Annotated in this window: 17 protein-coding genes; 11 read left to right on the plus strand and 6 right to left on the minus strand. The window is 62.9% G+C overall.

What is annotated here, in order from left to right:
- Window positions 1-24: 24 nt before the first annotated feature.
- From JCM7686_RS08565 to JCM7686_RS08590, 5 genes are all read right to left on the minus strand, one after another.
- Window positions 25-768, minus strand: a complete 744-nt coding sequence (locus tag JCM7686_RS08565) for an SDR family NAD(P)-dependent oxidoreductase (RefSeq protein ID WP_020950462.1) — start codon at window positions 766-768, stop codon at window positions 25-27.
- Between the two features lie 14 nt (window positions 769-782).
- On the minus strand, window positions 783-1,550 hold the full coding sequence (locus tag JCM7686_RS08570) for an SDR family NAD(P)-dependent oxidoreductase (RefSeq protein ID WP_020950463.1): 768 nt from the start codon (window positions 1,548-1,550) through the stop codon (window positions 783-785).
- Window positions 1,547-2,743 (minus strand): oxidoreductase, encoded by a 1,197-nt coding sequence (locus tag JCM7686_RS08575; RefSeq protein WP_020950464.1) that lies wholly within the window; start codon window positions 2,741-2,743, stop codon window positions 1,547-1,549. The genes JCM7686_RS08570 and JCM7686_RS08575 overlap by 4 nt, the downstream gene beginning before the upstream one ends.
- The gene (locus JCM7686_RS23400) at window positions 2,743-3,933 is read right to left on the minus strand and encodes an AfsA-related hotdog domain-containing protein (protein ID WP_020950465.1); all 1,191 of its coding nucleotides are present in this window, start codon (window positions 3,931-3,933) and stop codon (window positions 2,743-2,745) included. Before JCM7686_RS23400 ends, JCM7686_RS08575 begins: the two co-directional genes overlap by 1 nt.
- Window positions 3,934-4,816: 883 nt before the next feature.
- On the minus strand, window positions 4,817-5,782 hold the full coding sequence (locus JCM7686_RS08590) for a LysR substrate-binding domain-containing protein (RefSeq protein ID WP_020950466.1): 966 nt from the start codon (window positions 5,780-5,782) through the stop codon (window positions 4,817-4,819).
- 330 nt (window positions 5,783-6,112) lie between these two features.
- Here JCM7686_RS08590 and JCM7686_RS08595 point away from each other — a divergent pair, with 330 nt between their 5' ends.
- From JCM7686_RS08595 to bhcC, 6 genes are all read left to right on the plus strand, one after another.
- Window positions 6,113-7,660, plus strand: coding sequence for a M81 family metallopeptidase (locus JCM7686_RS08595; protein WP_020950467.1), 1,548 nt, complete (start codon window positions 6,113-6,115; stop codon window positions 7,658-7,660).
- 51 nt (window positions 7,661-7,711) lie between these two features.
- Window positions 7,712-9,307 carry an ABC transporter substrate-binding protein gene (locus JCM7686_RS08600; RefSeq protein ID WP_020950468.1) on the plus strand — a complete coding sequence of 532 codons (1,596 nt, stop codon included), beginning with the start codon at window positions 7,712-7,714 and terminating at the stop codon, window positions 9,305-9,307.
- A gap of 20 nt (window positions 9,308-9,327) precedes the next feature.
- Window positions 9,328-10,266, plus strand: coding sequence for an ABC transporter permease (locus tag JCM7686_RS08605; protein ID WP_020950469.1), 939 nt, complete (start codon window positions 9,328-9,330; stop codon window positions 10,264-10,266).
- Window positions 10,263-11,108, plus strand: coding sequence for an ABC transporter permease (locus tag JCM7686_RS08610; protein ID WP_020950470.1), 846 nt, complete (start codon window positions 10,263-10,265; stop codon window positions 11,106-11,108). The genes JCM7686_RS08605 and JCM7686_RS08610 overlap by 4 nt, the downstream gene beginning before the upstream one ends.
- Before the next feature lie 5 nt (window positions 11,109-11,113).
- Complete coding sequence (locus tag JCM7686_RS08615; protein WP_041527751.1) at window positions 11,114-12,727, plus strand: dipeptide ABC transporter ATP-binding protein; 1,614 nt, start codon at window positions 11,114-11,116, stop codon at window positions 12,725-12,727.
- A gap of 186 nt (window positions 12,728-12,913) precedes the next feature.
- Window positions 12,914-14,077, plus strand: coding sequence for a 3-hydroxy-D-aspartate aldolase BhcC (bhcC, locus tag JCM7686_RS08620; RefSeq protein ID WP_020950472.1), 1,164 nt, complete (start codon window positions 12,914-12,916; stop codon window positions 14,075-14,077).
- A gap of 29 nt (window positions 14,078-14,106) precedes the next feature.
- Here the strand turns inward: bhcC and JCM7686_RS08625 are convergent, their stop codons facing one another.
- A complete protein-coding gene (locus JCM7686_RS08625) occupies window positions 14,107-15,015 on the minus strand; it encodes a LysR family transcriptional regulator (RefSeq protein ID WP_020950473.1) in 909 nt (302 codons plus the stop codon).
- Window positions 15,016-15,365: 350 nt separating this feature from the next.
- On the opposite strand from JCM7686_RS08625, the gene JCM7686_RS08630 reads away from it, so the two are divergent.
- The 5 genes from JCM7686_RS08630 (at window position 15,366) to JCM7686_RS08650 (ending at window position 23,533) form a co-directional block, all read left to right on the plus strand.
- Window positions 15,366-16,724 (plus strand): MFS transporter, encoded by a 1,359-nt coding sequence (locus JCM7686_RS08630; protein WP_020950474.1) that lies wholly within the window; start codon window positions 15,366-15,368, stop codon window positions 16,722-16,724.
- A gap of 82 nt (window positions 16,725-16,806) precedes the next feature.
- Window positions 16,807-17,340, plus strand: coding sequence for a 4-vinyl reductase (locus tag JCM7686_RS08635; protein ID WP_020950475.1), 534 nt, complete (start codon window positions 16,807-16,809; stop codon window positions 17,338-17,340).
- Between the two features lie 102 nt (window positions 17,341-17,442).
- On the plus strand, window positions 17,443-18,426 hold the full coding sequence (locus JCM7686_RS08640; protein ID WP_020950476.1) for a dipeptidase: 984 nt from the start codon (window positions 17,443-17,445) through the stop codon (window positions 18,424-18,426).
- Between the two features lie 422 nt (window positions 18,427-18,848).
- Window positions 18,849-20,108 carry a metallophosphoesterase family protein gene (locus JCM7686_RS08645; protein ID WP_020950477.1) on the plus strand — a complete coding sequence of 420 codons (1,260 nt, stop codon included), beginning with the start codon at window positions 18,849-18,851 and terminating at the stop codon, window positions 20,106-20,108.
- Entirely contained in the window at window positions 20,108-23,533 is a 3,426-nt protein-coding gene (locus tag JCM7686_RS08650) for an ATP-binding protein (protein ID WP_020950478.1), read from the plus strand. Before JCM7686_RS08645 ends, JCM7686_RS08650 begins: the two co-directional genes overlap by 1 nt.
- The last annotated feature ends 6 nt before the right edge of the window (window positions 23,534-23,539 follow it).

Genomic DNA, 23,539 nt, shown 5'->3' on the forward strand with positions numbered 1-23,539 from the left:
ACGCAATGCTTCGGCCAACTCAACCTAAGACACAAGGCTGCGCACCTCGACGAATTGACCTGAGGCCAGTCGCGGATCTGGACCCGGGACGAGTAGCGAGAGAAGCTGCGCGGCGCGCTGATCTGGGGTGGCGACATAACCCGGGGTTACCGCTCGGGCGCGCAATAGCGCCTGTGGGGTAAAGACCGGGTTATCCGGCAGCGAAAGCGTCGCGATCTTATTGCTGAGGAATGTGTCGACAGCACATAATCCGATCACCGCAAAGAACGTCTCGGGATGCTCCAAGGCGTAAAGTTCCATCATCATATTGAGCGTGGCTTTGGAAAGCGCATAACCGCCGTTGCCCGCCCGAGCCCGCTTCCCGGCAATTGATGCCGAGACCAGACACAGCGGCAAGGTCAGATCAGCACCGATCAGCGCATCCAAAATCAGCTTGGCCGAAAAGCAGTTCAGCGCCTGAAGCTGCAACAATTCCTGTACCGGAGTTTCGCTGATCCGTCGCATCGCCTCACAGAATTGCCCGGAGTTCAGGCAAACGAGATCGATTTGCTTCAATCCCGGACGATCGGCCAGAAAGCGCGCCATGGCTTTCGGCAGCTTTTCCAAGTCGGACAGATCACAGATGAAATGGCGGTAGTCGGGGTGGTTTTGCAAGCTTCCAGGAGAGCTGCGCCCGATGCCGTGAACCTGCCATCCTCGCGCAAGCAGCGCCGTCGCCAGCGCCAAACCGATGCCGGTCGAGGTGCCGGAGATCAGGGCGATTTTCATGTTCAGCCCCTCCTTCAGGATCGTCCAGCGGCGGCGCCGCCGTCGATGGGAAACACGGCGCCCGTAACGAACGAGGCCGCATCCGACAAAAGCCATGCCACGACCTCGGCCACCTCTTCGGGGCGCCCCATGCGCTTCATCGCGGTAACTGCAACCTTCTTTCGGGTGCGTTCTGGTTGGGCGGCCAGCGCCTCCTCAGAGTTCATTCCGCCCAAAATCGGGCCGGGCGCGATGGCATTTACACGAATGCAGGGATCCTGCGCATATTCGATCGCCGCCGCTTGGCTCAAACCGATCACTCCGAATTTCGAGGCGACATAAGCAGCTTGGCCGGGAATGGCGGTGATCCCTGCCAGAGAGCTGTTGTTCACAATCGCCCCCCCACCCGTCAGCGACATTGCCGCAAGCTGGGCGCGCAGGCACAGAAAGGTGCCCGTCAGATTAACCGCTATTGCGGATTGCCAGGCGGCAAGATCCGCCTCGCCAATTTTTGCATAAGGGACCGAACTGCCCGCATTGTTGAACGCACAATCGAGACGGCCGTGCCGCGCGACAATGTCATCGACCAAGGCGCTGGCGGCCCCCGGCTGCGACACGTCGCAAGGAACAAACTCTGCCTCAAGGCCCGCAGCGGTCAGGCCTCGCAACGCCTCGGCGCCGGCATCGGCTGTGCGACCGCAAAGAATGACCTTCGCGCCCTGTCGCGCCAAATGCGCCGCCGTCACCAGCCCCATGCCTTGGGTGCCGCCAGTCACCAAAGTGATCTTGCCCGTCAGGCTCATATCGCTCCCTCCAGTTGCTTGGCCCCATCAGAGGGCCGCTTGTATTTGGGGTTCACGCAGCAATGAACCCGTTGAAATTGTGGGTTATACTTGTCGCGAAAGCAGGCCCCGTCCCAGCGACACCGATGCACCTCGCTCTCGCGCCCGGCGAGCTCTTTGCGGATGAGATCGTTGTCGGCCAGAAGCGCACGCGCCAAGGCAACGTAATCGACCACTCCCGCTTCGATCAGATCGCAGCTTTCCTGCAGCGAGCCGATGAAGCCCGCAAAACCCACCGGAACGCTGGCCCATTCGCGAAACTGCCGCACTTGGGCTGCAAGCTCGGCGCGCAATTCGGGCGTATTCTGCGACAGTCGCGAAAAGGTATCAGCGACACAGAACGAGGCCTCGAAGAGATCAACTCCCGCGGCCTCCAGCCGTGGCACGACCGGCTCAAGATCGGCGAGCTCCAGCCCGCCCGCGCCGAGGTAGTCGTTCAAGCCGATGCGCAGGCCAAGAACCACCTCTGGCCCGATCGCGGCGCGGACCGCCTCGACCACCTCGATCACGAAACGCGCGCGGCGCAAGGGATCTCCGCCCCAATCATCCTCGCGCCGGTTGGTAAATTTCGACAAAAAGCTCGAGAGCAGATAGCCGTTCGAGGCTTGGAGCTGAACAAACCGGGCCCCTGCGGCAACGGCGAGGCGCGCCCCCTGCGCGAACTCGGCCTGCACGCGGTCGAAATCCTCTGCCTCCATCGCGCGGACCCGGTAGTTCGGATCCAGTTTGAGCGAAGACTGGCACCCAATGCCGCTTGGCGTCAGCAGCGGATGGCCAGAGGTCAGCGTCGTCGCGCCCTGCCCGCCATAATGCTGCAGCTGCACTCCCACCACGACATTCGCTTGGGCGGCCTCATCAAAAAAGGGCCGTAATGCGGCGGCGTGCCGGCTATCGTGCATCTTCAGCGCCCGGGGCAGCAGCGCGGACTCTCGCGAGACCGAGGCATTCGACAGCATCACCGCCCCGACCCCGCCCGCGATCACGCCGCGATAGAACTCGATCAGATCGGGCGACATGCATCCGTCGCTTTCCGCCATATCGAGCCCCATGGCCGACAAGAACACCCGGTTGCGAAAGCGGACTCCGCGCACCGTAAAAGGCGCGGTGACGGCGGCGTAGCGCTGCAACGCGTTGATTGTTGCTGTGGTCTGCATCAATGAGCCCCTAATCGCGGTGCAATATGGGAAAACGTCTTGATCGCCTCCAGCCAGCGACGTTCTGCCTCGGCCGTCAGGCTCTCGACCGAAAAGCGGCACAGCAGGTTTTTGCCCTCCTCGCGCAATTCATCGAGCCGGACCGAGCCATCGACATAGCCAATTCCATCAATCGCCAGAACGAAATTCAGGGGGGATTCAAGAGGCGGCACCCGATCAAAACTGATCTCCATCGCATTGCGCGCCACACGCTTGAGTTTCCCCTCAACGCGCTTCCCGTCGGGGCTGAAAAAGACTGCCGATGAGGCAAAGCCCTTCACCGGGACGAACCAATGCTCAGGATTTGGTCGAACCACCCGCAATCTGTTGAACAGTTTGAGCTTTATGGGTATCCCTGCGGCATCGATCACGGCGACGCGACGGCCATTTTGATAGAACCGAACCTGACGCCGCATTTGCCCACTGACGCGCGCCTCTCCGTCCTCAGCGATCGTTTCAACGCAAAGAGAAACAGGATAATTCGATTCGACATAGCTTTCGAATTTGCAATTCAATTCGCTCATCGTCAACGTGACTTCGCCGCGTTGGTGAATTCCGGTATTGTAATATTGTGCGTAGACCGCTTGACGTGCGGCTTCGACCAGCATCAAACCCGGCACATGCTCATGGTGCTTCCGGTAAAAGAAGTAGTTCCGCAGATCGTTAATCATATTGAAATAGTAACGATTTGGCTTTTCGTTGGATTGCACATGCGCCGTCAAGCGGGTCAGCGTGACACGCTCGGTATCCTCGAGCTGTAGCATCACCGGAAGGAAGTGCGCAGCAAGTTGCGCTTCCTGTTCTTCGGGAAGATATTTGCTGTGTAAAACCAGATGTTCTGGCGTGACTTTGTAATGATCGGTCACAAATTCAAAGTCTGGTTGCTCCGCCACATCCAGAGGCAAAATCTGAGGAACCGAGCGGCGCAGCAGATGTGCCCCGTGGCCGTAGTGGAGGCCGTCTGCCTCCGTCGCCCGGGTGTAATATTGCAGCAATAGGTCGCGATCATCCTTTGACAGGATATCCGCATCCAGATCTTCAATTGAAAGCCAGGTTGGCAGCTCGGTGCGCTGGTTGGAAATCAGGACATCATCCAGATTATCTTTATGGACCAGATTGGCATCGACTGGGAGATGGTGAAAAGCAATCATGGTGTCTTCTTCCTGTACAAACACGGATCAGGATTCAATATTCGACTTGAGGAAAGTGGCGCCAGAGGCGCATCAATCCGAACCTAAAAGCAGTCATCACGGGAGCGGCCATCGAGCATGAAAAGTGAGACATTCTTGTGGCGCTGCAAATTTCGCACTTTCCACATCCGAGCACGTCAAAGGTTTCTGCAACGATGCGGTGGCGAGAGTTGTTTCACCGCACCTGCTCCATGAAAGGTAGCCAAACCGAGTGATTGACCCAATCTGGATAATGCCCTTAGGGGATTTCACTTGGGTGAATTGACCGGCAGGGATAAAAAGCAGCCCAACTCCCCAGTCCGAAGGCCGGTGAATTATATCAAATTGGTTTAACTTTCAGGGCAATACAGAACTTTACCCGCTTTCACGAACTGGATCCTTCAGATCAACTCCAGCAGGCACACAATCTGAACCATACGATACAGTTTCAAGATCGGCTCGTGCCTGCACGGGCGCGCACCCTTTTCGGCAAGGTCAACTTCGTGGATGCCGCCCTTCAACTTACGGTAAGTCAGATGCCAAGCGAGCGGGTGGCGGCGATCTCCAGAGCGCAGAACACGCTCGCGGATACCAATCGTCAACACGACCCAATGGCGCGCCCAAGCGGATCGCAACGATGACGTTTGAGCCCCGCGAAACGCTGAGCGCCGCAAGAACGGGCGCCATTTCGCGGGCGCTGCAGCGCCTCGCATTGAACAGGTGACGCAGGACGATCAAGCTGATGCCATATATCGCTGGAATTCGAGCCGAGATGGCAACTCCGCCGAGCGTCGTAGCCAGCCCGATAGACGCAGCTCAAGGAGTGCCCGCCCACTTGCGCCACAAAGCTCCGACTGGCCCCGTCTCATCGAGGCAATGGATCGGCCCCGCCCCCCGCAGACCCAAGCGTCACCTTGTTTGATCGCTGATTGCGCATTGCGCCGAGCAGCCATTCCAGAAAGATCCCAGCGGCGGCAGATGGCGGATTGGCGTTGAGGCAGATGTAATATCTGAAATCTTCAAGAGGCGGCTGCTGACCGACGGGGACCAATTGTCCGCTCTCTAGATAGCGCGAGATGACCAGTTGCCGGCCCAACGCAATGCCGCCTCCATCCAGCGCCGAGCTATAGGCAAGCTGCGCCATATTGAAGAAATGGTCCGGGCGGTTCTGCCGCGACGGCGTGCCGCGTTGGTCAAGCCAATTATCCCATTCGGCGGTGTAGGTGGGCGCGCCCTCCCACGGAGTTGCGTCATGCAAAAGCGGGATCGTACCAAAATCATCGCCCTTGATCCGTTGTGCGAGCTGCGGCGAGGCGACCGGAAAAATCGGCTCGACGATCTCGGCCACGACCAAGGCGGCTTTGGGCGGCGCAGTGCCATATCGAATCGCAATATCGATGTTTTGTGCAATCAGGTGGCTTGGATGGGCATTGCTCATCTCGGCAAAGATCACGGTCTGGATGCCGGGGTGCTGTGCAGAAAAGCCGCTGAGAGCGGGCGTTAACCATTCGACAGCAAGAGACGGCGCACAACTGATCTTAACTGTCGCCGGGGTCGCAAGAATTTCCAACCCGGCCACCGCCCCTTGCAGGTCGTCAAAGCTGCGCGTCGAGACCTCGGCAAGCCGTCGCCCCTCGGGTGTCAGGCGCAGATGTCGGCCTTGACGGGCAAAGAGCTTCACGCTCAACCTGTCTTCAAGCCTATGAATACGTTGAGTTACTGCGCTTTGCGTCACGCCGAGGCGAACGGCTGCGGCTTCCAGGGTCTCGCTATTGGCTGCATTCACGAAACACCAGAGATCCGCGACGAGCCGCGCGTCAAACCGAGCCATTGCACCCTCCCCGGACCGCTTCTCGATACATTAGCACCACTTATATTTCTGTGCAGTATAAGTCATTTGTTATTGATGCCCCAAGCGTTTTAACTGGCTGGAATTTGGCAAACCAAAGCGATCAAACGGCCGCATCATCTTGTGCGGTGGGCTTTCTGTTGCTTGGGCGGAGGGGAAAATGAGACAGGTTCCGGGCAATGCGCCAGACGAGCGGAGGGTTGGGATCCTCCGTGTGTCCCTTCTGGAAGGGCGGCTTGCCGATACCTACTATCCGGCCAGCGTAGGGCCGTTCGCGACGGCCTTAACGGTCGGTCCGAAAGGGTTTCCCGCATGACCGATCCCATCGCGATCCCGCCGACAGACACACCGCGCATTGCACTTGGCGGTTTCAACCACGAGACCAACACCTTCTGCTCGACCGCCACCCGGCTTGAGGATTTCACCTTGCCCGGCCCCTATCCCGGCCTTTTGCGCGGGGCCGAGGTTCTGTCTGGCCTTGCAGGCAGCAACCTGCCCGCCACCGGCTTTTTTGACGAAATGGCGGCGGCCGAACCGGTGTGGCAGCTGATCCCGACGCTCTGGACCGCTGCGGCGCCGTCCGGGGTGGTCCCGGCAGATGTCTTCGAGACAATCTGCACCGAACTGATCGACCGCATCACCGAAGCCCTGCCGCTCGACGGGGTTTTTCTCGACCTGCATGGCGCGATGTTCAGCGCGGGCTTTCCCGATGCCGAGGGCGAGATTCTGCGCCGGGTGCGGGCTGCCATCGGGCCACAGGTGCCGGTCGTGGTGGCGCTTGATCCCCATGGCAATACCTCGGCGCTGATGGTCGAGATGGCCGATGCTTTGATCGCCTACCGGACCTATCCGCATATCGATATGGCCGAAACCGGGCGCCGCTCATTCGCGCTTTTGCGTAAGATGGTGCGCGAGAACTGGCGGCCTGCCAAAGCCTTCCGGCAGGTCGATTTCCTGATCCCGAGCGTCTTTCAGCCCTCAGTGATCGAGCCGGGCGCCTCGATCCTCTCGCAGATGCTAGAGCTGGAAGCCCCGATCGCCAGCATGAGCTTTTTCCCCTGTTTTCCCGCGACCGATTTCGTGGATTGCCGCCCCTCGATCCTTGCCTATGCCGATGAAGCGCGCGACGCCGACGCGGCAGCAGATGCGCTTTTGGCCGCAGTCAACGGCTTCGAGGCTGATTTTGCGGGCAAGCTTTATGCGCCCGACGAGGCGGTGCGCGAGGCCATGCAGATTGCGCGGAGCGCCGGGCGGCCGGTGGTCATCGCCGACAGTCAGGACAACCCCGGCGCGGGCGGCAGCTCGGACACCACCGGCCTCTTGCGGGCGCTGGTCGCAGCGGATGCGCAAAACGCGGCCATCGGCCTGATCCATGATCCCGAAACCGCCCGCTTGGCGCATCAGGCAGGCGTCGGCGCAGTTGTGCGGCTGGCGGTCGGCGGACGCTCGGGCCTTGAGGGTGACGCGCCCTTTGAGGCCGAGTTCACCGTCGAGGCTCTCTCTGACGGGAAGGTGCTGGCAACCGGGCCGGTGGTCGGCGGGTTGCAGATCAATCTCGGCCCCTCGGCCTGCCTGCGGATCGGCGGGGTGCGGATCGCGATTTCCTCCCGCCGGGCGCAGATGCTGGATCTCAGCTATTTCCGCGCCGTCGGGATCGAGCCCAGCACCGAGCAGATTCTCGTCGTCAAAAGCATCGCCCATTTCCGCGCTGATTTCGCGCCGATCTGCGCGGCGGTCCTGATCGCCATCGCCCCGGGCGCGATGATCGTCGATCCCGGCGCGATGGAGTGGAAGCACCTTGCGCCGGGATTGCGGCTGCGCCCGCTTGGCGAAGGCTTTGTGCCACAGAACGCGGCCTGACCTCGCGCCCCATCTCACAACAAAAGAAACAAACCCAACAGGATCAATCATATGAACTGCCGATCACTCTCGCGCCTTCTGGGCGGCACTGTGCTTGCTTTGACGCTGGCCACGCCCTTTACCCTGCCCGCTCAGGCTGACGAAGTCCTGCGCATCGTGCTGGATTCCGACCTGCCGTCGCTCGATCCCAGCCAGACGACCGCGACGGTCGTGACCGATTTCGGCCATATGGTCTTCGAGACCTTGTTTGCTATGGACGCTGCAGGCCAGCCCCAGCCGCAGATGGTCGGCGCGCATACGCTGAGCGAGGACGGGTTGGTCTATACCTTCACGCTGCGCCCAGATCTCGCCTTCCATGACGGCGCGCCGGTGACTTCGGCCGATGTGATCGCCTCGCTGGAACGCTTCTTTGCCAAGGATGCCATCGGCACGGTTTTGCAGCAGCGCCTTGCCAAGCTGGAAGCCGTGGGTGACACCACCTTCCGCATGACGCTGTCCGAGCCCTTTGGCCTGACGCTGGACGTGCTCGGGAAATATTCGCCGATCGTGCCCTATATCTATCCCGCCCGCATTATCGCCGGTGGCCCGGATGCCGTGATCACCGAGCCTGTCGGCAGCGGCCCCTATATCTATGACGCCGCCGAGACCCGTCCGGGTTCGGTCATCGTGCTCAAGCGCAACGAAGCCTATGTGCCGCGCGCCGAGCCTCAGGATGTGCTGGCAGGCTCTCATGCCGGATCGGTGGATCGGGTCGAACTGCTGACGATCCCGGACAGCCAGACCTCGGTCAATGCGCTGATGGCCGGAGAGATCGACATGATCAGCTCGATCAACCCCGATACGCTCGACCAGCTGGAAGAGGATGACGCGATCACCGTCGCGACCCGCTATCCCGCGGGCGAGACGATCCTTTTGCGCTTCAACAACCTGACCGCGCCCTTCAACGATCCGCGCGCGCGCCGCGCCTTTGCGATGGTGGTCGATCAGAACCAATATCTCGCGGTAGCGGCGGCGCGGCCGGAATATGGCAAGGTCTGCAAGTCGATCTTCACCTGCGACAGCCCCTATACCACGGATATCGGCAGCGAGGCGGTCGGCAGCCTCGATCTTGAAGCGGCCAAGGCCTTGTTGGCCGAAAGCGATTATGACGGCACGCCGATCGTCGTGCTTCAGCCGACCGACCGCCCCGGCTTGCAAGCCTATGCGCTGATCGCCGCCCAAGAGCTGCGCTCGATCGGGTTCAACGTCGAGCTTGCCGCTTCGGATTGGGCATCGCTTTTGCAGCGCCGCGCGCTCAAAGGGCCGCAGGCTGAAGGGGGCTGGAACCTCTTCGTGACGACGGCCTCGGCGGACAATATGGTCAACCCCTTCGTCAACCTGCCCGGCAATACCAATTGCGAAACCTCTTGGGCGGGCTGGCCCTGTGATGAGGCCGCGAACGCGATCCGCACCGCCTTCATGAACGCGACCACGCTGGAAGAGCGCAAGAAGCTGGCCGACGACTTCCAGGCCCGGATCTTCGAGATCATGCCCTTCGTGCCTGCCGGTCAATTCGTTCACCTTGGCGCGTGGAACAAGGACGTGGGCAATGTGATCCAAGGACCTGCCTCGCCGTTCTACGGGCTGACCAAGTCCCGCGGCGAGTGAGCGGATAAGGGGGCGCATTCATGGGGTTCATTCTCAAACGACTGATTTCGGCCTTACCGGTGGTGCCGATTGTCGCCGTCGTGATCTTCCTGCTGATCCACGCAGGCGGCAGCGATCCGGCCCGGATCCTTGCCGGTGACACCGCAACCGAGGCCTCGGTCGAAGCCTTGCGTCGCCATCTTGCCCTTGATCGCCCCCTTGGCGAACAGTTCCTTGCCTGGCTGGTGCAGCTCGGCAAGGGAGACCTCGGCACCTCGATCTTTTACCAACGCCCGGTAGCCGAGATCATTCTGGGTCGGACCGGGGCCACAGCGGCCTTGGCGCTGTCGGCGATCTTCCTGTCGGTCCTGATCGGCGTGCCCGCCGGGGCCTATGCCGCGATGCGGCTGGGCAAGCCCGTCGATAAAGCCGTGACCTTCTTTTCGGCCCTTGGCTTTTCGATGCCGATTTTCCTTGTCGCCTATTCGATGGTCTATCTGTTCTCGCTCAAACTCGGCTGGTTGCCCGCGCAAGGCTATGCGCCGCCAAGCAACGGGCTCTGGGCCTTTGTGCGCTCGCTGGCTTTGCCCGCGCTCACGCTCTCGATCTTCAATATCGCGCTTTTTGCCCGCGTCAGCCGCGCGACGGTCTCGGATATGCTCAAGCAGGACTTCATCCGCACCGCCGCCGCGAAGGGCGCCTCGCCCCGCCGCATCCTGTTCGTCCATGCGATGCGCGCCGCAGCCGTGCCCATCGTGACGCTGATCGGCACGACCTTCGCCGGGCTGATCGGAGGCGTGGTCGTGACCGAAAGCCTCTTCAATATCCCCGGCCTTGGCCGCCTTGTGACCGAGGCGATCCTGAAGCGCGACTTTCCCATCATACAAGGGCTCGTCCTGATGACGTCCGTTCTTTATGTGATGATCAACCTTTGCATTGATCTGATCTGCGCAGCCCTTGACCCGAGGCTGGCCCGATGAGCGCGCAAACCCGAAACTGGCCGCGCGCCATGGTCAGCGACCCCTTGACGGCGGCGGCGCTGTTGATCCTGACCACGCTGGTCCTGCTTGCCGCCGCCGCCCCGTGGATTTCCCCCGTCGATCCGACTTTCGTCGACGCCACCGCCCGGCTGCGTCCGCCCTCGGCCGAGCACTGGCTGGGGACGGATCGGGTGGGCCGCGACATCTTGTCCCGAGCACTTCATGGCGCGCGGATCTCGCTGTCGGTCGGTGCGCTGGTCACGGTCGTGGCCTTGTCGATCGGCGTGACGCTTGGCCTGCTCGCGGGCTATGTCCGGATGCTCGACGGCATCATCATGCGCGTCATGGACGGGCTGATGGCGATCCCCTCGGTCCTTCTGGGCGTCGCCGCACTGATGGCCTTTGGCAGCACCCCGCAGGCCTTGGTTCTAGCGATCACCCTGCCGACCCTGCCCGAGATCGCGCGATTGAGCCGCAGCCTTGCCCTGACCATCCGCACCGAGCCCTTCATCGAGGCAGCCGTCATGGCGGGCACGCGCACGCCCATGCTGCTCTGGCGCCACATCCTGCCCAATGCCGCAGCCCCGCTGATCGTTCTGGCAAGCTATGTCTGCGCCTCTGCCATCATCGTCGAGGCGGTGCTGAGCTTTCTCGGGATCGGCACGCCCTCGGAACAGGCAAGCTGGGGCAATATGATTGCGGAAGGCCGCAGCTCGTTTCAGCGCGCGCCTTGGGTGGTTTTCGTGCCGAGCATCCTGCTTGCGCTGACCGTTCTTTCCATCAATCTGATCGGCGACCGCCTGCGCGATGTGACCGATCCTCTGCGTCTGGGAGGCCGGTGATGACCATGGCACATGCACTTGCGTCGAACGCGGCCCCGCTTGCACCCGTCCTCAGCCTGCGCGGCGTCACCATCGCTCTGCCCGAGGGCGCGGACCGTCCCCATGCGGTCGAGGAAATCAGCTTCGATCTCGCGCCCGGCGAAATCCTCTGCGTCGTCGGCGAATCCGGTTCGGGCAAATCCGCGACCTCTTTTGCTGTGATGAACCTTCTGGCGCGGGGCATGAATGTCACCTCAGGGCAGATCCTGTTCAACGGTGACGATCTTTTGGCCTTGCCGACCGAGGCGCGCCGCAAGCTCTCGGGTCAGGCGCTTTCGATGATCTTTCAAGAGCCGATGACCGCGCTTAATCCGGTGCAAAGCGTCGGCCAGCAGATCGAGGAAGTGCTGGTCATCCACGAGCCTGGCCTCTCGCGCGCGGCGCGCCGGGCGCGGATGCTCGAGATGCTGGCCTCGGTGCATCTGCCCGACCCCGCCGCCATCGCCAAGGCGCGTCCGCATCAGATCTCGGGTGGGCAGCGGCAGCGGGTGATGATCGCGATGGCGCTGATCCTGAACCCCTCGGTGTTGATCGCCGACGAGCCGACGACCGCGCTTGATGTGACCACGCAAAAGCAGATCCTGAAGCTGATCGACAATCTGCGCCGCGCGAGCGGAGCGGGCGTTCTTTTCATCACCCATGACATCGGCGTGGTGCGCGAAATCGCGGATCGGGTCATCGTGATGCGCGGCGGCAAGATCGTCGAGGCAGGCCCCGCCGATCAGGTGCTGAACAACCCGCGCGAGGCCTATACTCAGCAGCTGATCGACGCCGTCCCGCCGCTGGAACCGCCTCCGCCCCGCGCCTTGCCCGAAGGTCCAACGCTTCTCGAGATCAACCGCCTTGGCAAAGCTTTTGGTGGCGGCTTTTGGTCCAGCCGCCGGGTCGATGCCGTTCGCGACATGGATCTGCGCCTCTCGCAAGGCGAGGTGCTCAGCATCGTGGGCGAATCCGGTTCGGGCAAAAGCACCTTGGCCCGGATCGTCGCGGGGCTGGTGCCGCCCACGTCGGGCAGCATTGCGCTGGCGCACAGCCCGCATGGCGCATCCAGCCGCAAGCAGCGCGTCCAGATGGTCTTTCAAGACCCGAACCGCTCGCTCAATCCGCGCATCCGCATCGGCGCCTCGCTGATCGAGGGGCCGATGAATGCGGGCGTGTCGCGGGCGAAGGCGCTTGATCGCAGCGCACAGTTGATCGCGCGGGTCGGCCTCGATCCTTCGGCGCTGCAACGCTATCCGCATCAGTTCAGCGGCGGCCAGCGCCAGCGCATCTGCATTGCACGGGCCTTGGCGATGGAGCCGGATCTGCTGATCGCCGACGAGGCGGTTTCGGCGCTGGATATGACGGTGCAGAAACAGGTCTTGGAGCTTTTGTCGGAACTTCAGCGCGAGCTCGGTTTGGGGATGATCTTCATCACCCATGATCTGCGCGTCGCAGCCCAGATCAGCGACAGGATTTGCGTGATGCAGAAGGGCCAGATTGTCGAACAGGGCCGCGCGGTCGATGTCTTTAACGCGCCCGCCTCGGCCTATACGCGCCAATTGCTCGACGCGATGCCCGGTCGCGGCACCGCCGCCTGAAGATGCGGTTGGGCGGGGTTGACCTGCCCAACCCTTGGCACAGCTTTCGTGATCCTCTGACCTCTGCCGGGCAACCGGCGGATCGCGCTTGGCCGCAGGTCAGGGCCTGAAAGCGGCGCCACCCCGAATATCCGCGGACGCCCCCAAGCGCCCACAACCAACACCCCAATCGCGGCGGAGACCCCTATGAACGCGCCCACAGATTTCGACCGGCTGGAGATCGGCTATGACATTCCCGCGCGTCCGGGCATGGCCGAGGCCGATATTCAGACGCCCTGTCTGGTGCTTGATCTTGATGCGCTCGAGCGCAACATCCGCAAGATGGGCGCTTATATTCGGGCCCATGGAATGCGCCACCGGGCGCATGGCAAGATGCACAAATCGGTCGATGTGCTGAAACTGCAAATCGAACTCGGCTGGGCCTGCGGGGTCTGCTGCCAGAAAGTCTCGGAAGCAGAGGCATTCGCGCGCGGCGGCATCACCGATATTCTGATCTCGAACCAAGTGCGCGATCCGCTTAAAATCGACCGGCTGGCGCGCCTGCCCCAAACGGGGGCGCAGGTGACGATCTGCATCGACGATCTGGCCAATGTCGCCGAGCTCTCCGCCGCAACCCAGCGGCATGGCACGGAGCTCGACTGTTTCGTTGAGCTCGATTGCGGCGCGGGGCGCTGCGGGGTCGGCACGCCCGCCGAGGTGGTCGAGATTGCCAAAGCAATCGCCGCCGCGCCGGGTTTGCGCTTTGCCGGGCTTCAGGCCTATCAGGGCTCGATGCAGCACATCGCAGACCATGCCGGGCGCAAGGTCCTGCTTGATGTGGCGATCGCGCAGGTCAAAGAGGTGGTTGCGGCGCTGACGTCCCAAGGTCTTGCGCCCGAAATCGTATCGGGGGGCGGCACGGGCTCTTATTCCTTCGAGACCAATTCGGGCGTTTATACCGAGCTGCAATGCGGCTCATATGCTTTCATGGATGCTGATTACGGTCGCATTCTCGATGCCTCTGGCCAGCGCATCGACGCCAGCGAATGGGAGAATGCGCTTTTCCTTCTGACCAGCGTCATGAGCCACGCCAAACCGCATCTGGCGGTTGTTGATGCGGGATTGAAGGTGCAATCGCTCGACAGCGGTCTGCCGGTCGTTTTTGGTCGGGACGATGTCAAATATATCCAATGCACCGACGAGCATGGCGTGATCGAGGACCCGCAGACCGTCCTGGCGATCAACGAAAAGCTGCGACTGGTTCCGGGGCATTGCGACCCGACCTGTAACCTGCACGATTGGTATGTCGGCGTTCGCAATGGCGTGGTCGAGACGCTTTGGCCGGTCTCGGCGCGCGGCAAGGCCTATTAGAGATCGGCGCGGCGCAGGCGGGCGCTTGCCTAGCTGCGCCCGGCCGTGCGCAGCGGGCGGCTCTGGCGCAGGAATTTCAGAAAGGTCAGAACCTCGGCTGAGGTATTGCCGCGCTCCCAAACCGCCGTGATCGGGAGCTTGTCCTGCATGTCCACCAGCTTTCGCGTTACAAGCCCCGGGCGCGGAATGTCCCCGATGCAGCTTGAATAGATCGCAACCCCCGCCCCGGCGAGCACGAGACCAAAGATCCCGTCGCTGCTGGTCGCCTCAAGCGAAATATCGGGAAAGAAGCCGCGCGCGCGGCATTCCGCGAACACCTGTTTGCGAAAGATGATCCAGCTGTCGCCGGTCCCGAAGACGAATTTCTCGGCCCGCAAATCGCGCAGGGTCAAGGCGTCACGCGCCGCAAGCGGATGTTTATCGGGCAAGATGACGACATATTCGTTTTCGTCGAAGGTCAGGCTGCTGGTTTGCGGCTGGTCCCAAACCCCGTAGAGAAAGCCCACGTCGATATGGCGCTGCAAGATCGCCTCATGCTGGTGAATCGTCGGCATGAAGGTCAGATCGAGATAAAGTTCGGGATGCACGACATTGAATTCCCTTAGGAAATGCGGCAACCCACCGTTGATCGCAAAATCGGTATAGGCGAGCCGCAACTCACCGCGCACCCCGCGCGCCGCCTTGCGCGCGCGCTCGACCGCGAGATCGATCTGAGCGGTTACCGAAGAGATCCCCTCAAGAAACACCCGCCCCGCCTCGGTCAGCTCGACCCGCCGGGTCGAGCGCACCAGAAGCGGCGCGCCGATATGCTCTTCGAGCTGCTGGATCGTCTTGGTGAGCGCGGGCTGTGCGATGCGCAGACTTTCCGACGCGCGCCGGTAATGCAGCTCTCGTCCCAGCGCGGCGAAGGCCCGCATATGGCGCAGATCAAGGCTCATGGCGGCACCTTCATTCATTCCCTTTGATTATCAATATTGCACAAACCAATATTTCACAACGCAAGCATTTGCGCGGATCATCAGAGACCACAGGCCGCAGAGCCTGACCACAGAAGACCAAAAACGTTTCAGGGAGGATTGGCATGACAGGCCATTATGGCTCGCGGTGCAAGGTGCACAGGCAATCGAGATATCGCGCATCACCATCCCGGACGGACTGAGACCGGCGCCCGAGAGCCCCTCTCTCGGCGCGACAGACAGCGACCGGCTGCGGCCAATCGGCACGCGGCAGCGGGTAGGCCCCGCCCGATCCGGATCGCTGGTCCCATCATCACTCGAAAGGATCAGACATGACTGCAAGTCCAGAGGATCAGACCTCTCCGACCACACTTCGCAAAGTCATCCGCGCAGCAGCCATGGGCAATTATGTCGAATGGTTCGATTTCGCCGTCTACGGCTTTCTTGCCACGACGATTGCCAATCAGTTTTTCCCCAGCGAGAGCGTCAGCCTTGGCCTCTTGAAGACCTTCGGCGTCTTTGCCGTGGCCTTTGCCATGCGCCCGCTCGGAGGCATGTTCTTTGGCGTCTTGGGCGACCGGATCGGGCGCAAGCAGATCCTGTCGCTCACCATCTTGCTGATGGCAGGCGCGACGACACTTATCGGGCTTTTGCCGACACACGCCAGCATCGGCATCGCCGCGCCGATCCTGCTGACCGTGCTGCGCTGCCTTCAGGGCTTTTCGGCGGGCGGCGAATATGCCGGCTCCATCGCTTATGTCATGGAGCATTCCCCGCGCGACAAGCGGGGCTGGTATGGCAGCTTCATCCCGGTTTCGACCTTCAGCGCCTTCGCTTCGGCAGCCGCTCTGGTCTTCTTGCTTGAACACAGCCTCTCGGCGGATGCGATGGCGAGCTGGGGCTGGCGTGTGCCCTTCCTGATCGCGGCACCGCTGGGGCTGATCGGGATCTATCTGCGCCTGCGCATGGAGGAGACCCCGGTCTTCAAGGCGCTGGCCGCCGAGGACAACACCCATGCCCATTCGCCCTTGCGTGAAACCCTGCAAAGCCAGAGCCGCCTGATCCTGCGCCTTGGCGCCTTCATCTCGCTGACCGCGCTGTCGTTTTACATGTTCACCACCTATTTCGCGACCTATCTGCAGGTCGTCGGCGGGCTCTCCCGTCCGAGCGCGCTGCTGGTCACCCTGACCGCTCTGGTCTTCGCCGCGGCCTTTTGCCCGCTGGCAGGCAAGCTTTCGGATCGCTTTGGTCGGCGCAAGACGATCATGTTCGTCTGTGGCTGGCTTCTGGTGATGGTGATCCCCGCCTTCGCGCTGGCCAGTTCCGGTCAATTGCTGCTGGCAATCCCGGGGGTGATCCTGCTCGCGATCGGCGCCTTGACCGCCAATGTCGTGACGGCAGCCCTGATGAGCGAGACCTTCCCGACCCGCACCCGCTACACGGCCTCGGCATTCACCTACAATATGTCCTACACGCTCTTTGGCGGTACCGCACCCCTGATGGCGACCTGGCTGATCAACGCGACCGACAACAACCTCTCTCCGGCGATCTATCTGATGGCGGTCGCGGTTCTGGCAGCGGCGGGCGGCCTGATGCTGCGCGAGACCTCGCGGATCTCGCTGGTCGATGAGGTCGAGGACAATTCGGCCAGCCAAACCGCGCCTTATTCCATGCAGCGCTCGGCACGCTAGCGCGCTGTTCTTCCCGGCCGGATCACGCGACCGAACTCCCGGCTGGGAAGGCTCCCCCTCCCCCAATCAGAAGGAAGATCCCATGCAACCCGCTGTTGAAATCGAGGTTGACGAGGCAAGCGGCATCTGGCGCACCGACGGTCTGCCCATGGTCTATGTGCCGCGCCATTTCATGGTGAATATGCACCGCGAAATCGAGACCACCCTTGGCCGCGAGACCTATGCGGCGGTGCTCGACCGCTCTGGCGCGAAATCGGCGCGGCATTGGTGCCAGCGTCAGGCCGATCTGCTCGGCACCGATGAGCGCGAGGTTTTCGAGCATTATCTGCGCCGCCTCTCGGAGCGCGGCTGGGGCCGCTTCACCATCGAGGCGCTGGATCTCGAGCGGCTGACGGCAGAGATCACCTTGCGAGACTCGATCTATGTCCTTGAAAGCGACGGCGCGGCCAAGGCGCCGGTCTGCTATATCTTCGAGGGTTTCCTCATCGGCGCGATGCAGTTCATCTGCGACGCGCAGGGCGTCACGCCCGGTGAAATCACCTGTCGCGAAACCCAATGCGCGGCCATGGGCGCAACCGAGTGCCGCTTCGAGCTGAGCTGCCATCCGGCGGCCTGAGCCGGGGCCTCAGGCCCTTCGCGTCCCATCCCTTCAGCACCCCTGACCACCCTGCCCGCCCTGTCGCGGCGCGGCCCCCTTTGTCACGAATTGGAAGACATCATGAAAGACAATGCCACCCGGCTTTATGAAAGCGCGATCGTCATCGACGGGCTCATCATCTCGAAATGGAGCGGCCCGCTTTTCGCCGAAATGCAAAAGGCCGGTCTGACGGCGGCGAATTGCACCTGCAGCGTCTGGGAAAACTTCAGCGAAACCGTCGCCAATATCGCGCAGTGGAACGGCTGGTTTCGCGAGCATGGCGATCACATCGTCAAAGCGACCAGCGTTGCCGACATCCGCAACGCCAAGGCGGCTGGCAAGACCGCGGTCATCCTTGGTATGCAAAACACCTCGGCCTTCGAGGACAAGATCAGCTATGTCGAGATCCTCAAGACCCTGGGCGTCGGCATTGCCCAGATGACCTATAACACCCAGAACTGGGTCGGCAGCGGCTGCTATGAAAGCCGCGACAGCGGTCTTTCGGATTTCGGCCATGATGTCGTGGCCGAGATGAACCGCGTCGGTATGCTCTGCGATCTCAGCCATGTCGGGCCGAAAACCTCGCGCGATGTAATCGACGCCTCAACCGCGCCCGTCGCCTATTCGCATTGCCTGCCCTCGGGGCTCAAGACCCATCCGCGCAACAAATCCGACGAGGAGCTGCGCTATATCGTTGAAAAGGGCGGCTTTGTCGGCGTCACCATGTTCCCGCCCTTCCTGGCCAAAGGGGTGAATGCGGATATCTCGGATTACGTCGCCGCGATGGATTATGTGATCAATCTTGTCGGCGAGGATGCCGTCGGCATCGGCACGGATTTCACCCAAGACTATGGCCCGGACTTCTTCGACTGGCTCAACCACGACAAGGGCTTTGGCCGCAAGCTGACCTCGTTCGGCGAGATCATCAACCCCGAGGGTTTCCGTCTGGTCCGCGATTTCCCCAATATCGCCGATGCGATGAGCCGGGCGGGCTGGGGTGATGCGAAAATCGAAAAGGTGCTCGGATTGAACTGGCTTGCGCTGCTCGATCGGGTCTGGCGCTAAAAGCGCAAGCTCAGCCCGTCAGCGCGGGTTACCCCCCGCCCGATCCCGTAAGGGACAGCGTGGCGGGACCCCAAAAACCGCGCCCGTTCCCGTGGCCGAAAGCGGGTACGGGCGCAATTCGGGCAGGTCAGCCGGTCCGATCCGGCGCCCGATACCCTCGGAAGCGCCGCTCTGACCAGCCGCGCGGCCCATGATGAACGAGCTCGCGCGCTGAGGATGCCAAAGCTCACGCAGCCCGGGGCTCACGCCATCACGGCGCGCTCGTCGTCCCGGTCAAAGCCGCTTCGCGATCTCCCCCAGCCCGCGCGCCCATCAACGGCCCCCACTGCTGCGCGGATAGGCCAAATGCTCAAGAAAATCCCCTTGCTCAGACTCCGCGAGACCCGCACTATACCGAGGATTGAGTAACCAGGTCTTTCCCATTGACATTCAAATTCTTGCACACCGCCGATTTGCACCTCGATTCCCCCCTGAAGGCTCTGGCGCTGCGAGACCCGGATCTGGCCGAGACGGTCGGGACGGCGACAAGAACAACCCTCACCCGGATCGTCGATCTCTGCCTTGAGGAAGAGGTCGATGCGCTGCTCATTGCAGGAGACCTGTGGGACGGGAAATACAGCTCGACCAAGACCCCGCGCTTTCTCAAGACCGAACTCAATCGGCTCGACGCGGCTGGGATTGCCTGCTTCATCATTCGCGGCAACCATGATGCGGAATCCAAGCTGAATGCCGAGCTCGACATGCCCGCGAATACCGTGGTCTTCACCGCGCGCGACCGCACCCGGACATTTCGCGCGGGCGATATGGACATCGCCGTCCACGGGCTGAGCATGCCGACGCCCCATGTCAGCGAAAGCCTGCTGCCGAAATATCCGCAACCTGTGCCCGGTGCGTTCAATATCGGCATGATGCATACAAGCCTGAACGGCAGCGCCGATCACAGCCCCTATGCGCCCTGCGCGCTCGCCGATCTCGACGCCTTTGGCTACGGGTATTGGGCGCTTGGCCATATCCACAAACGCGCGGAATATCACGGCGCGGCCACCGTGGTCATGCCCGGCACGCCGCAGGGCCGCGATATCGGCGAGGCGGGCGAGACCTCGGTTTCACTGGTCACGGTTCAGCCCGATGGGACCATCCGCGTGACGCCGCGCTCGGTCGCGGGGGTGCGCTTTGAGAAGATCGCGGTGCCCCTTGACGGGATTGACGAGTGGTCGGGGATCATCGCCGCCATGTCATCCGCGCTCAGGGGGCAGGCCGCGGAGCCCGTGACGGTCGATGCCGTGATCCTGCGTCCTGTCCTCTCCGGGCGCTCGCGCTTGGCCTGGCGCATCCGGCGCGACCTCGACAGTCTGACGGACGAGGCCCGGGTGATTGCCGAGGGGTTTCCCGCGCTTTGGATCGACAAGCTGGAACTTCAGCTCGATGAGACCGAGGATCCGGCGATCAGCCAATTGCCCGCCGATCTGGTCGCGCTGGTGCAGGGCGGCCTTGTCGGCGATCCGGCGCTGGCCCAAGCGATCGGAAACGCCACCGAGGAATTTCTCTCTGATCTGCCCGCCGATTTGCGCGCTCTGCTGGGAGAAACGCCAGATCAGATCACCGCGCAATCCGCGTGCCTGCTGCGCCGCGGCGCCGAGGATCTGCTGACACGTCTCTCGATTTCGGCGGAGAGCGAATAATGCGCCTTGACCATTTGAACCTGACCCGTTACGGGCGATTCACCGATTCGCAGATCAACTTCCCCGCACCTGCGGCAGAAGGGCCTGATTTGCATATTGTCTTCGGTCCGAATGAGGCAGGGAAATCGACATTGTTCTCGGCCTGGCTTGACCTTCTCTTCGGCATTCCCACCCAGACGCGCTACAGTTTCCTGCACGCTGGCCCCACGATGGAAATCGGCGCGAAGATCCGCCATGCAGGCGGCGCGGTTGAGGTCGTCCGCCGCAAGGGCCGGGGCACGACGCTTTCCGATCGCGCGGGCAATGCTTTGCCCGACAGCACGCTGACGGCCGCGCTTGGCGGGCTGACGCGCGACGGCTATTCGGCAATGTTCTCGCTCGACGACGAGACGATCGAACAGGGCGGCGAGTCGATCCTGTCGAGCGGGGGAGAGCTTGGGCAGCTTCTGTTTTCGGCGAGCGCCGGGCTCTCTGGGCTGACGCGTCAGCTCGACGATCTGCGCGACGGACTCGACGGGTTCCACCGCAAAGGCAAGCGCAGCGGCACGCTTTATGAGGGCAAGAAGCGGCTCGAAGAGCTGGCGAAAACCGCCCGCGCTCTGGAAACCACCGCCGCTGAGCAAAAGCGCCGCAGCCGCGAGCTCGACAGCGCCCAGAAGGACTGGCGCGCGGCCAAGGCGCGCGAAGGCGCGACCCGCCGCGCGCTCGAAGAGGTCCAGGCCGCGCTGAACGCCTTGCCGCTTGAGCGGATGCTGGCCGAGGCAAAGACCCGGCTGGCCGAGCTTGGCGCCCTGCCCGATGCGGGCAAGGCCGAGACCACGGAACTCGCCGGGCTCGAGCGCGACAAGGCCCGGCTTGATGAGCGCCGCGCGGCGCTGCTGCGCAATGCCGCCGATCTGGAAGAAAAGCTGCGCCATCTGACGGCCGATCCCGTGGCGCTGGCCGAGGCCGAGGCGATCCTCGCTGCCGAGGCCCTGCGCGCCGAACATGACAGCGCGCTGAAGGACCTGCCCCGCCGCAGGCAAGAGCTGGCAGAGCGCGCGCAGGCGATTGCCGCGCTGCTGGCCGATCTGGGCAAGCCCGGTGCGAACCCGGCCGATCTGATCTTGCCGCCCGGCCTGCCCGCGCAGATCCGCGGACTGTTGAACCAGCGCTCGGGCCTGATGCAAGCCGCCGCGAGCGCCGCCGACGAGGCGCGAAAGGCGGCAAAGCATCTGGAGACAGAGCGCGCGCGGCTGGGGGACATCGGCGCGATTGGTGAGGGCGAAACCGGCGCACGCCTCGCCGCCCTTCTGTCGCGGATCGAGGCCAGCGACCCGGCCCAGAAACGTAGGCTTGGTCTGCGCGAACGCGACGAGGCCGCAGTGAAACTGCAGGCGGCGCTCGACGGGCTCGCGCCCTGGCGCGGCGATGCCGATCAGCTCGCCGCGCTCCCCGTGCCTGCACAATGGCAGGTCGACAACTGGCGTGGCCTGCTGGAAAAAACCCGGCAAGACGAGGCCGATTCTTTGCGCGATCTGCGCCACCAGGAAGACGGCCTTGCCGCGCTGCGCAGCGCTTTGGATGGCGATGAGAACGCTCCTCTTGGCCTCAACCTCGCGGATGCGGCCGAGGCGCGCGCGCGCCGTGAGGCGCTGTGGGCCAGCCATCTCGCGACCTTGTCCCCGGCAAGTGCTCAGGCTTTTGAGGCCGCATTGCGCGCAGATGACCAGTTCACCGCGCTGATGGGGGACGCGATCGCACGACGGCAACGGATCGAAGAGGCTCAGGCAGAGCTTCGCGCCGGGACGCTTGCGCTAAGTCAGACAAAGGCGCGCCATGGCCACGCGGTCGCGGCGCGGCAAGAGCTCAAGACCACCATCGAGGCCAGCTGTGACAGCCTCGGCCTTGCCGGCGCGGGGTTCCCGGACCTCGAACGCTGGCTGAGCCTGCGAATCGAGGCGCTTCGCTTGCGCGACATCTTTCGCGCTGCGCAAGCGACGCTGTCGCGCGCAGAGGACGAGCTGGCGCAAGCGGCCTCCTCGCTCGCGCGCGCCTTGGACAAGACCCCGTCCGCCGCAGCCGATGCCTTCGATCTGCTTCTTGCCGAAGCACAAGCCCTTCACCGCAGCGCCGAGAAGCGTCAAGAGGCGCGCACTCACCTGAACCGCCTGCGCAGCGACGCCCAAGAGCGTGACGAAGACAACAGCCGCGCTCAGGACGAATTTGCAGCGTGGCAAGCCGCCTGGGATGGGGCCTGCGCGGGTTCGGTGCTCGCCGCCCTGCCCCGCGACAGCGCGCGGGCAGCCGATCTGCTCGATCTGCTGGACGATCTGGCGGGACAGGCGCGCGACGAGGCCGGTCTGGCGCATCGCGTGCGCGCGATGGAACAGAACCGAGATCAGTTCATCGCGGCAAAGGCGGCGATCCTTGCCGCGCTCGACCTGCCCGAGACGGCGCTTTGGACAGAGGCGCTCACCCGCCGCGACAGAGCTTTCGCGACCGAAATCGAGCGGCAAAAGCTTCAGGACCAGCGCACGGGCTTGCAAGAGGATCTGCGCCAGACCGACAGCGATCTCGCTGCCCAAAAGGCGACGCTGGACGGCTTGGCCGCGCGGATGGGCTGGTCTGAGGCCACCGGCGGGACACTGCTTGAACGGATCGAGGCTTGCATTGAGGCCACGCGGCTACGCGCCGAAATCGCGCGTCTCTCGGGTGAGTTGCAAAGCCGCCCGGCACCGGATGAGGCCACGCCGGATGAGCCCGCCCCCGACGAGGCGACCCTGCGCGGGCGTGCCAGCCAGCTTGCGATTTCGGTCGAGGAAGAGCGGCAGGAAACCGAGCGGTTGCAAGGGCTTGCCTCGGATGCACAGCACGCGCTTGACCAGATCGGCAGCGATGATGCCTTGGCGCGCAACTTAGCCGAGCGCGAGAACCTGGGGCTCTCGCTCAAAGAGCAGGCCCGGGACCACCTTTCCCGCCGCTTCGGCCTGATCGCGCTGGAGATCGCGCTGCGCCGCTACCGCGACAGCCACCAAAGCGCGATGTTGGCGCAGGCCTCCCATGCCTTCGAGCGGCTCAGCCGCGGCGCCTATCCCTCGCTTTCTGTCGTCACCCAAGGCAACAGTGACCGGCTGGTTGCGGCGGGACGACGAGGCGCGACGCGGATGGCGGCGGATATGTCGAAAGGCACGCGGTTCCAGCTTTATCTGGCGCTGCGGATCGCGGGCTATCACGAGCTGGCCAAGACCCGTGCGGCGGTGCCCTTTATCGCCGATGACATTATGGAAACCTTTGACGATGACCGGGCGGCGGCAGCTTTCTCGCTTTTGGGCGAGATGTCGCGCACCGGTCAGGTCATCTACCTGACCCATCACCGCCATTTGTGCGACATCGCACAGGCCGCCTGCCCCGGCGCGCGCGTGATCGACCTACAATCCCTTTGAAAGCGA

It is taken from the genome of Paracoccus aminophilus JCM 7686 (assembly GCF_000444995.1).
Lineage (GTDB): Bacteria > Pseudomonadota > Alphaproteobacteria > Rhodobacterales > Rhodobacteraceae > Paracoccus > Paracoccus aminophilus.

What these genes read in the sequence shown, in the direction of transcription:
- JCM7686_RS08565 (WP_020950462.1), bottom strand. Translation starts at nt 768, where the DNA reads ATGAAAATCGCCCTGATCTCCGGCACCTCGACCGGCATCGGTTTGGCG.
- JCM7686_RS08590 (WP_020950466.1), bottom strand. Translation starts at nt 5,782, where the DNA reads ATGGCTCGGTTTGACGCGCGGCTCGTCGCGGATCTCTGGTGTTTCGTG.
- JCM7686_RS23400 (WP_020950465.1), bottom strand. Translation starts at nt 3,933, where the DNA reads ATGATTGCTTTTCACCATCTCCCAGTCGATGCCAATCTGGTCCATAAA.
- JCM7686_RS08615 (WP_041527751.1), top strand. Translation starts at nt 11,114, where the DNA reads ATGGCACATGCACTTGCGTCGAACGCGGCCCCGCTTGCACCCGTCCTC.
- bhcC (WP_020950472.1), top strand. Translation starts at nt 12,914, where the DNA reads ATGAACGCGCCCACAGATTTCGACCGGCTGGAGATCGGCTATGACATT.
- JCM7686_RS08600 (WP_020950468.1), top strand. Translation starts at nt 7,712, where the DNA reads ATGAACTGCCGATCACTCTCGCGCCTTCTGGGCGGCACTGTGCTTGCT.
- JCM7686_RS08570 (WP_020950463.1), bottom strand. Translation starts at nt 1,550, where the DNA reads ATGAGCCTGACGGGCAAGATCACTTTGGTGACTGGCGGCACCCAAGGC.
- JCM7686_RS08630 (WP_020950474.1), top strand. Translation starts at nt 15,366, where the DNA reads ATGACTGCAAGTCCAGAGGATCAGACCTCTCCGACCACACTTCGCAAA.
- JCM7686_RS08575 (WP_020950464.1), bottom strand. Translation starts at nt 2,743, where the DNA reads ATGCAGACCACAGCAACAATCAACGCGTTGCAGCGCTACGCCGCCGTC.
- JCM7686_RS08625 (WP_020950473.1), bottom strand. Translation starts at nt 15,015, where the DNA reads ATGAGCCTTGATCTGCGCCATATGCGGGCCTTCGCCGCGCTGGGACGA.
- JCM7686_RS08640 (WP_020950476.1), top strand. Translation starts at nt 17,443, where the DNA reads ATGAAAGACAATGCCACCCGGCTTTATGAAAGCGCGATCGTCATCGAC.
- JCM7686_RS08605 (WP_020950469.1), top strand. Translation starts at nt 9,328, where the DNA reads ATGGGGTTCATTCTCAAACGACTGATTTCGGCCTTACCGGTGGTGCCG.
- JCM7686_RS08650 (WP_020950478.1), top strand. Translation starts at nt 20,108, where the DNA reads ATGCGCCTTGACCATTTGAACCTGACCCGTTACGGGCGATTCACCGAT.
- JCM7686_RS08635 (WP_020950475.1), top strand. Translation starts at nt 16,807, where the DNA reads ATGCAACCCGCTGTTGAAATCGAGGTTGACGAGGCAAGCGGCATCTGG.
- JCM7686_RS08595 (WP_020950467.1), top strand. Translation starts at nt 6,113, where the DNA reads ATGACCGATCCCATCGCGATCCCGCCGACAGACACACCGCGCATTGCA.
- JCM7686_RS08610 (WP_020950470.1), top strand. Translation starts at nt 10,263, where the DNA reads ATGAGCGCGCAAACCCGAAACTGGCCGCGCGCCATGGTCAGCGACCCC.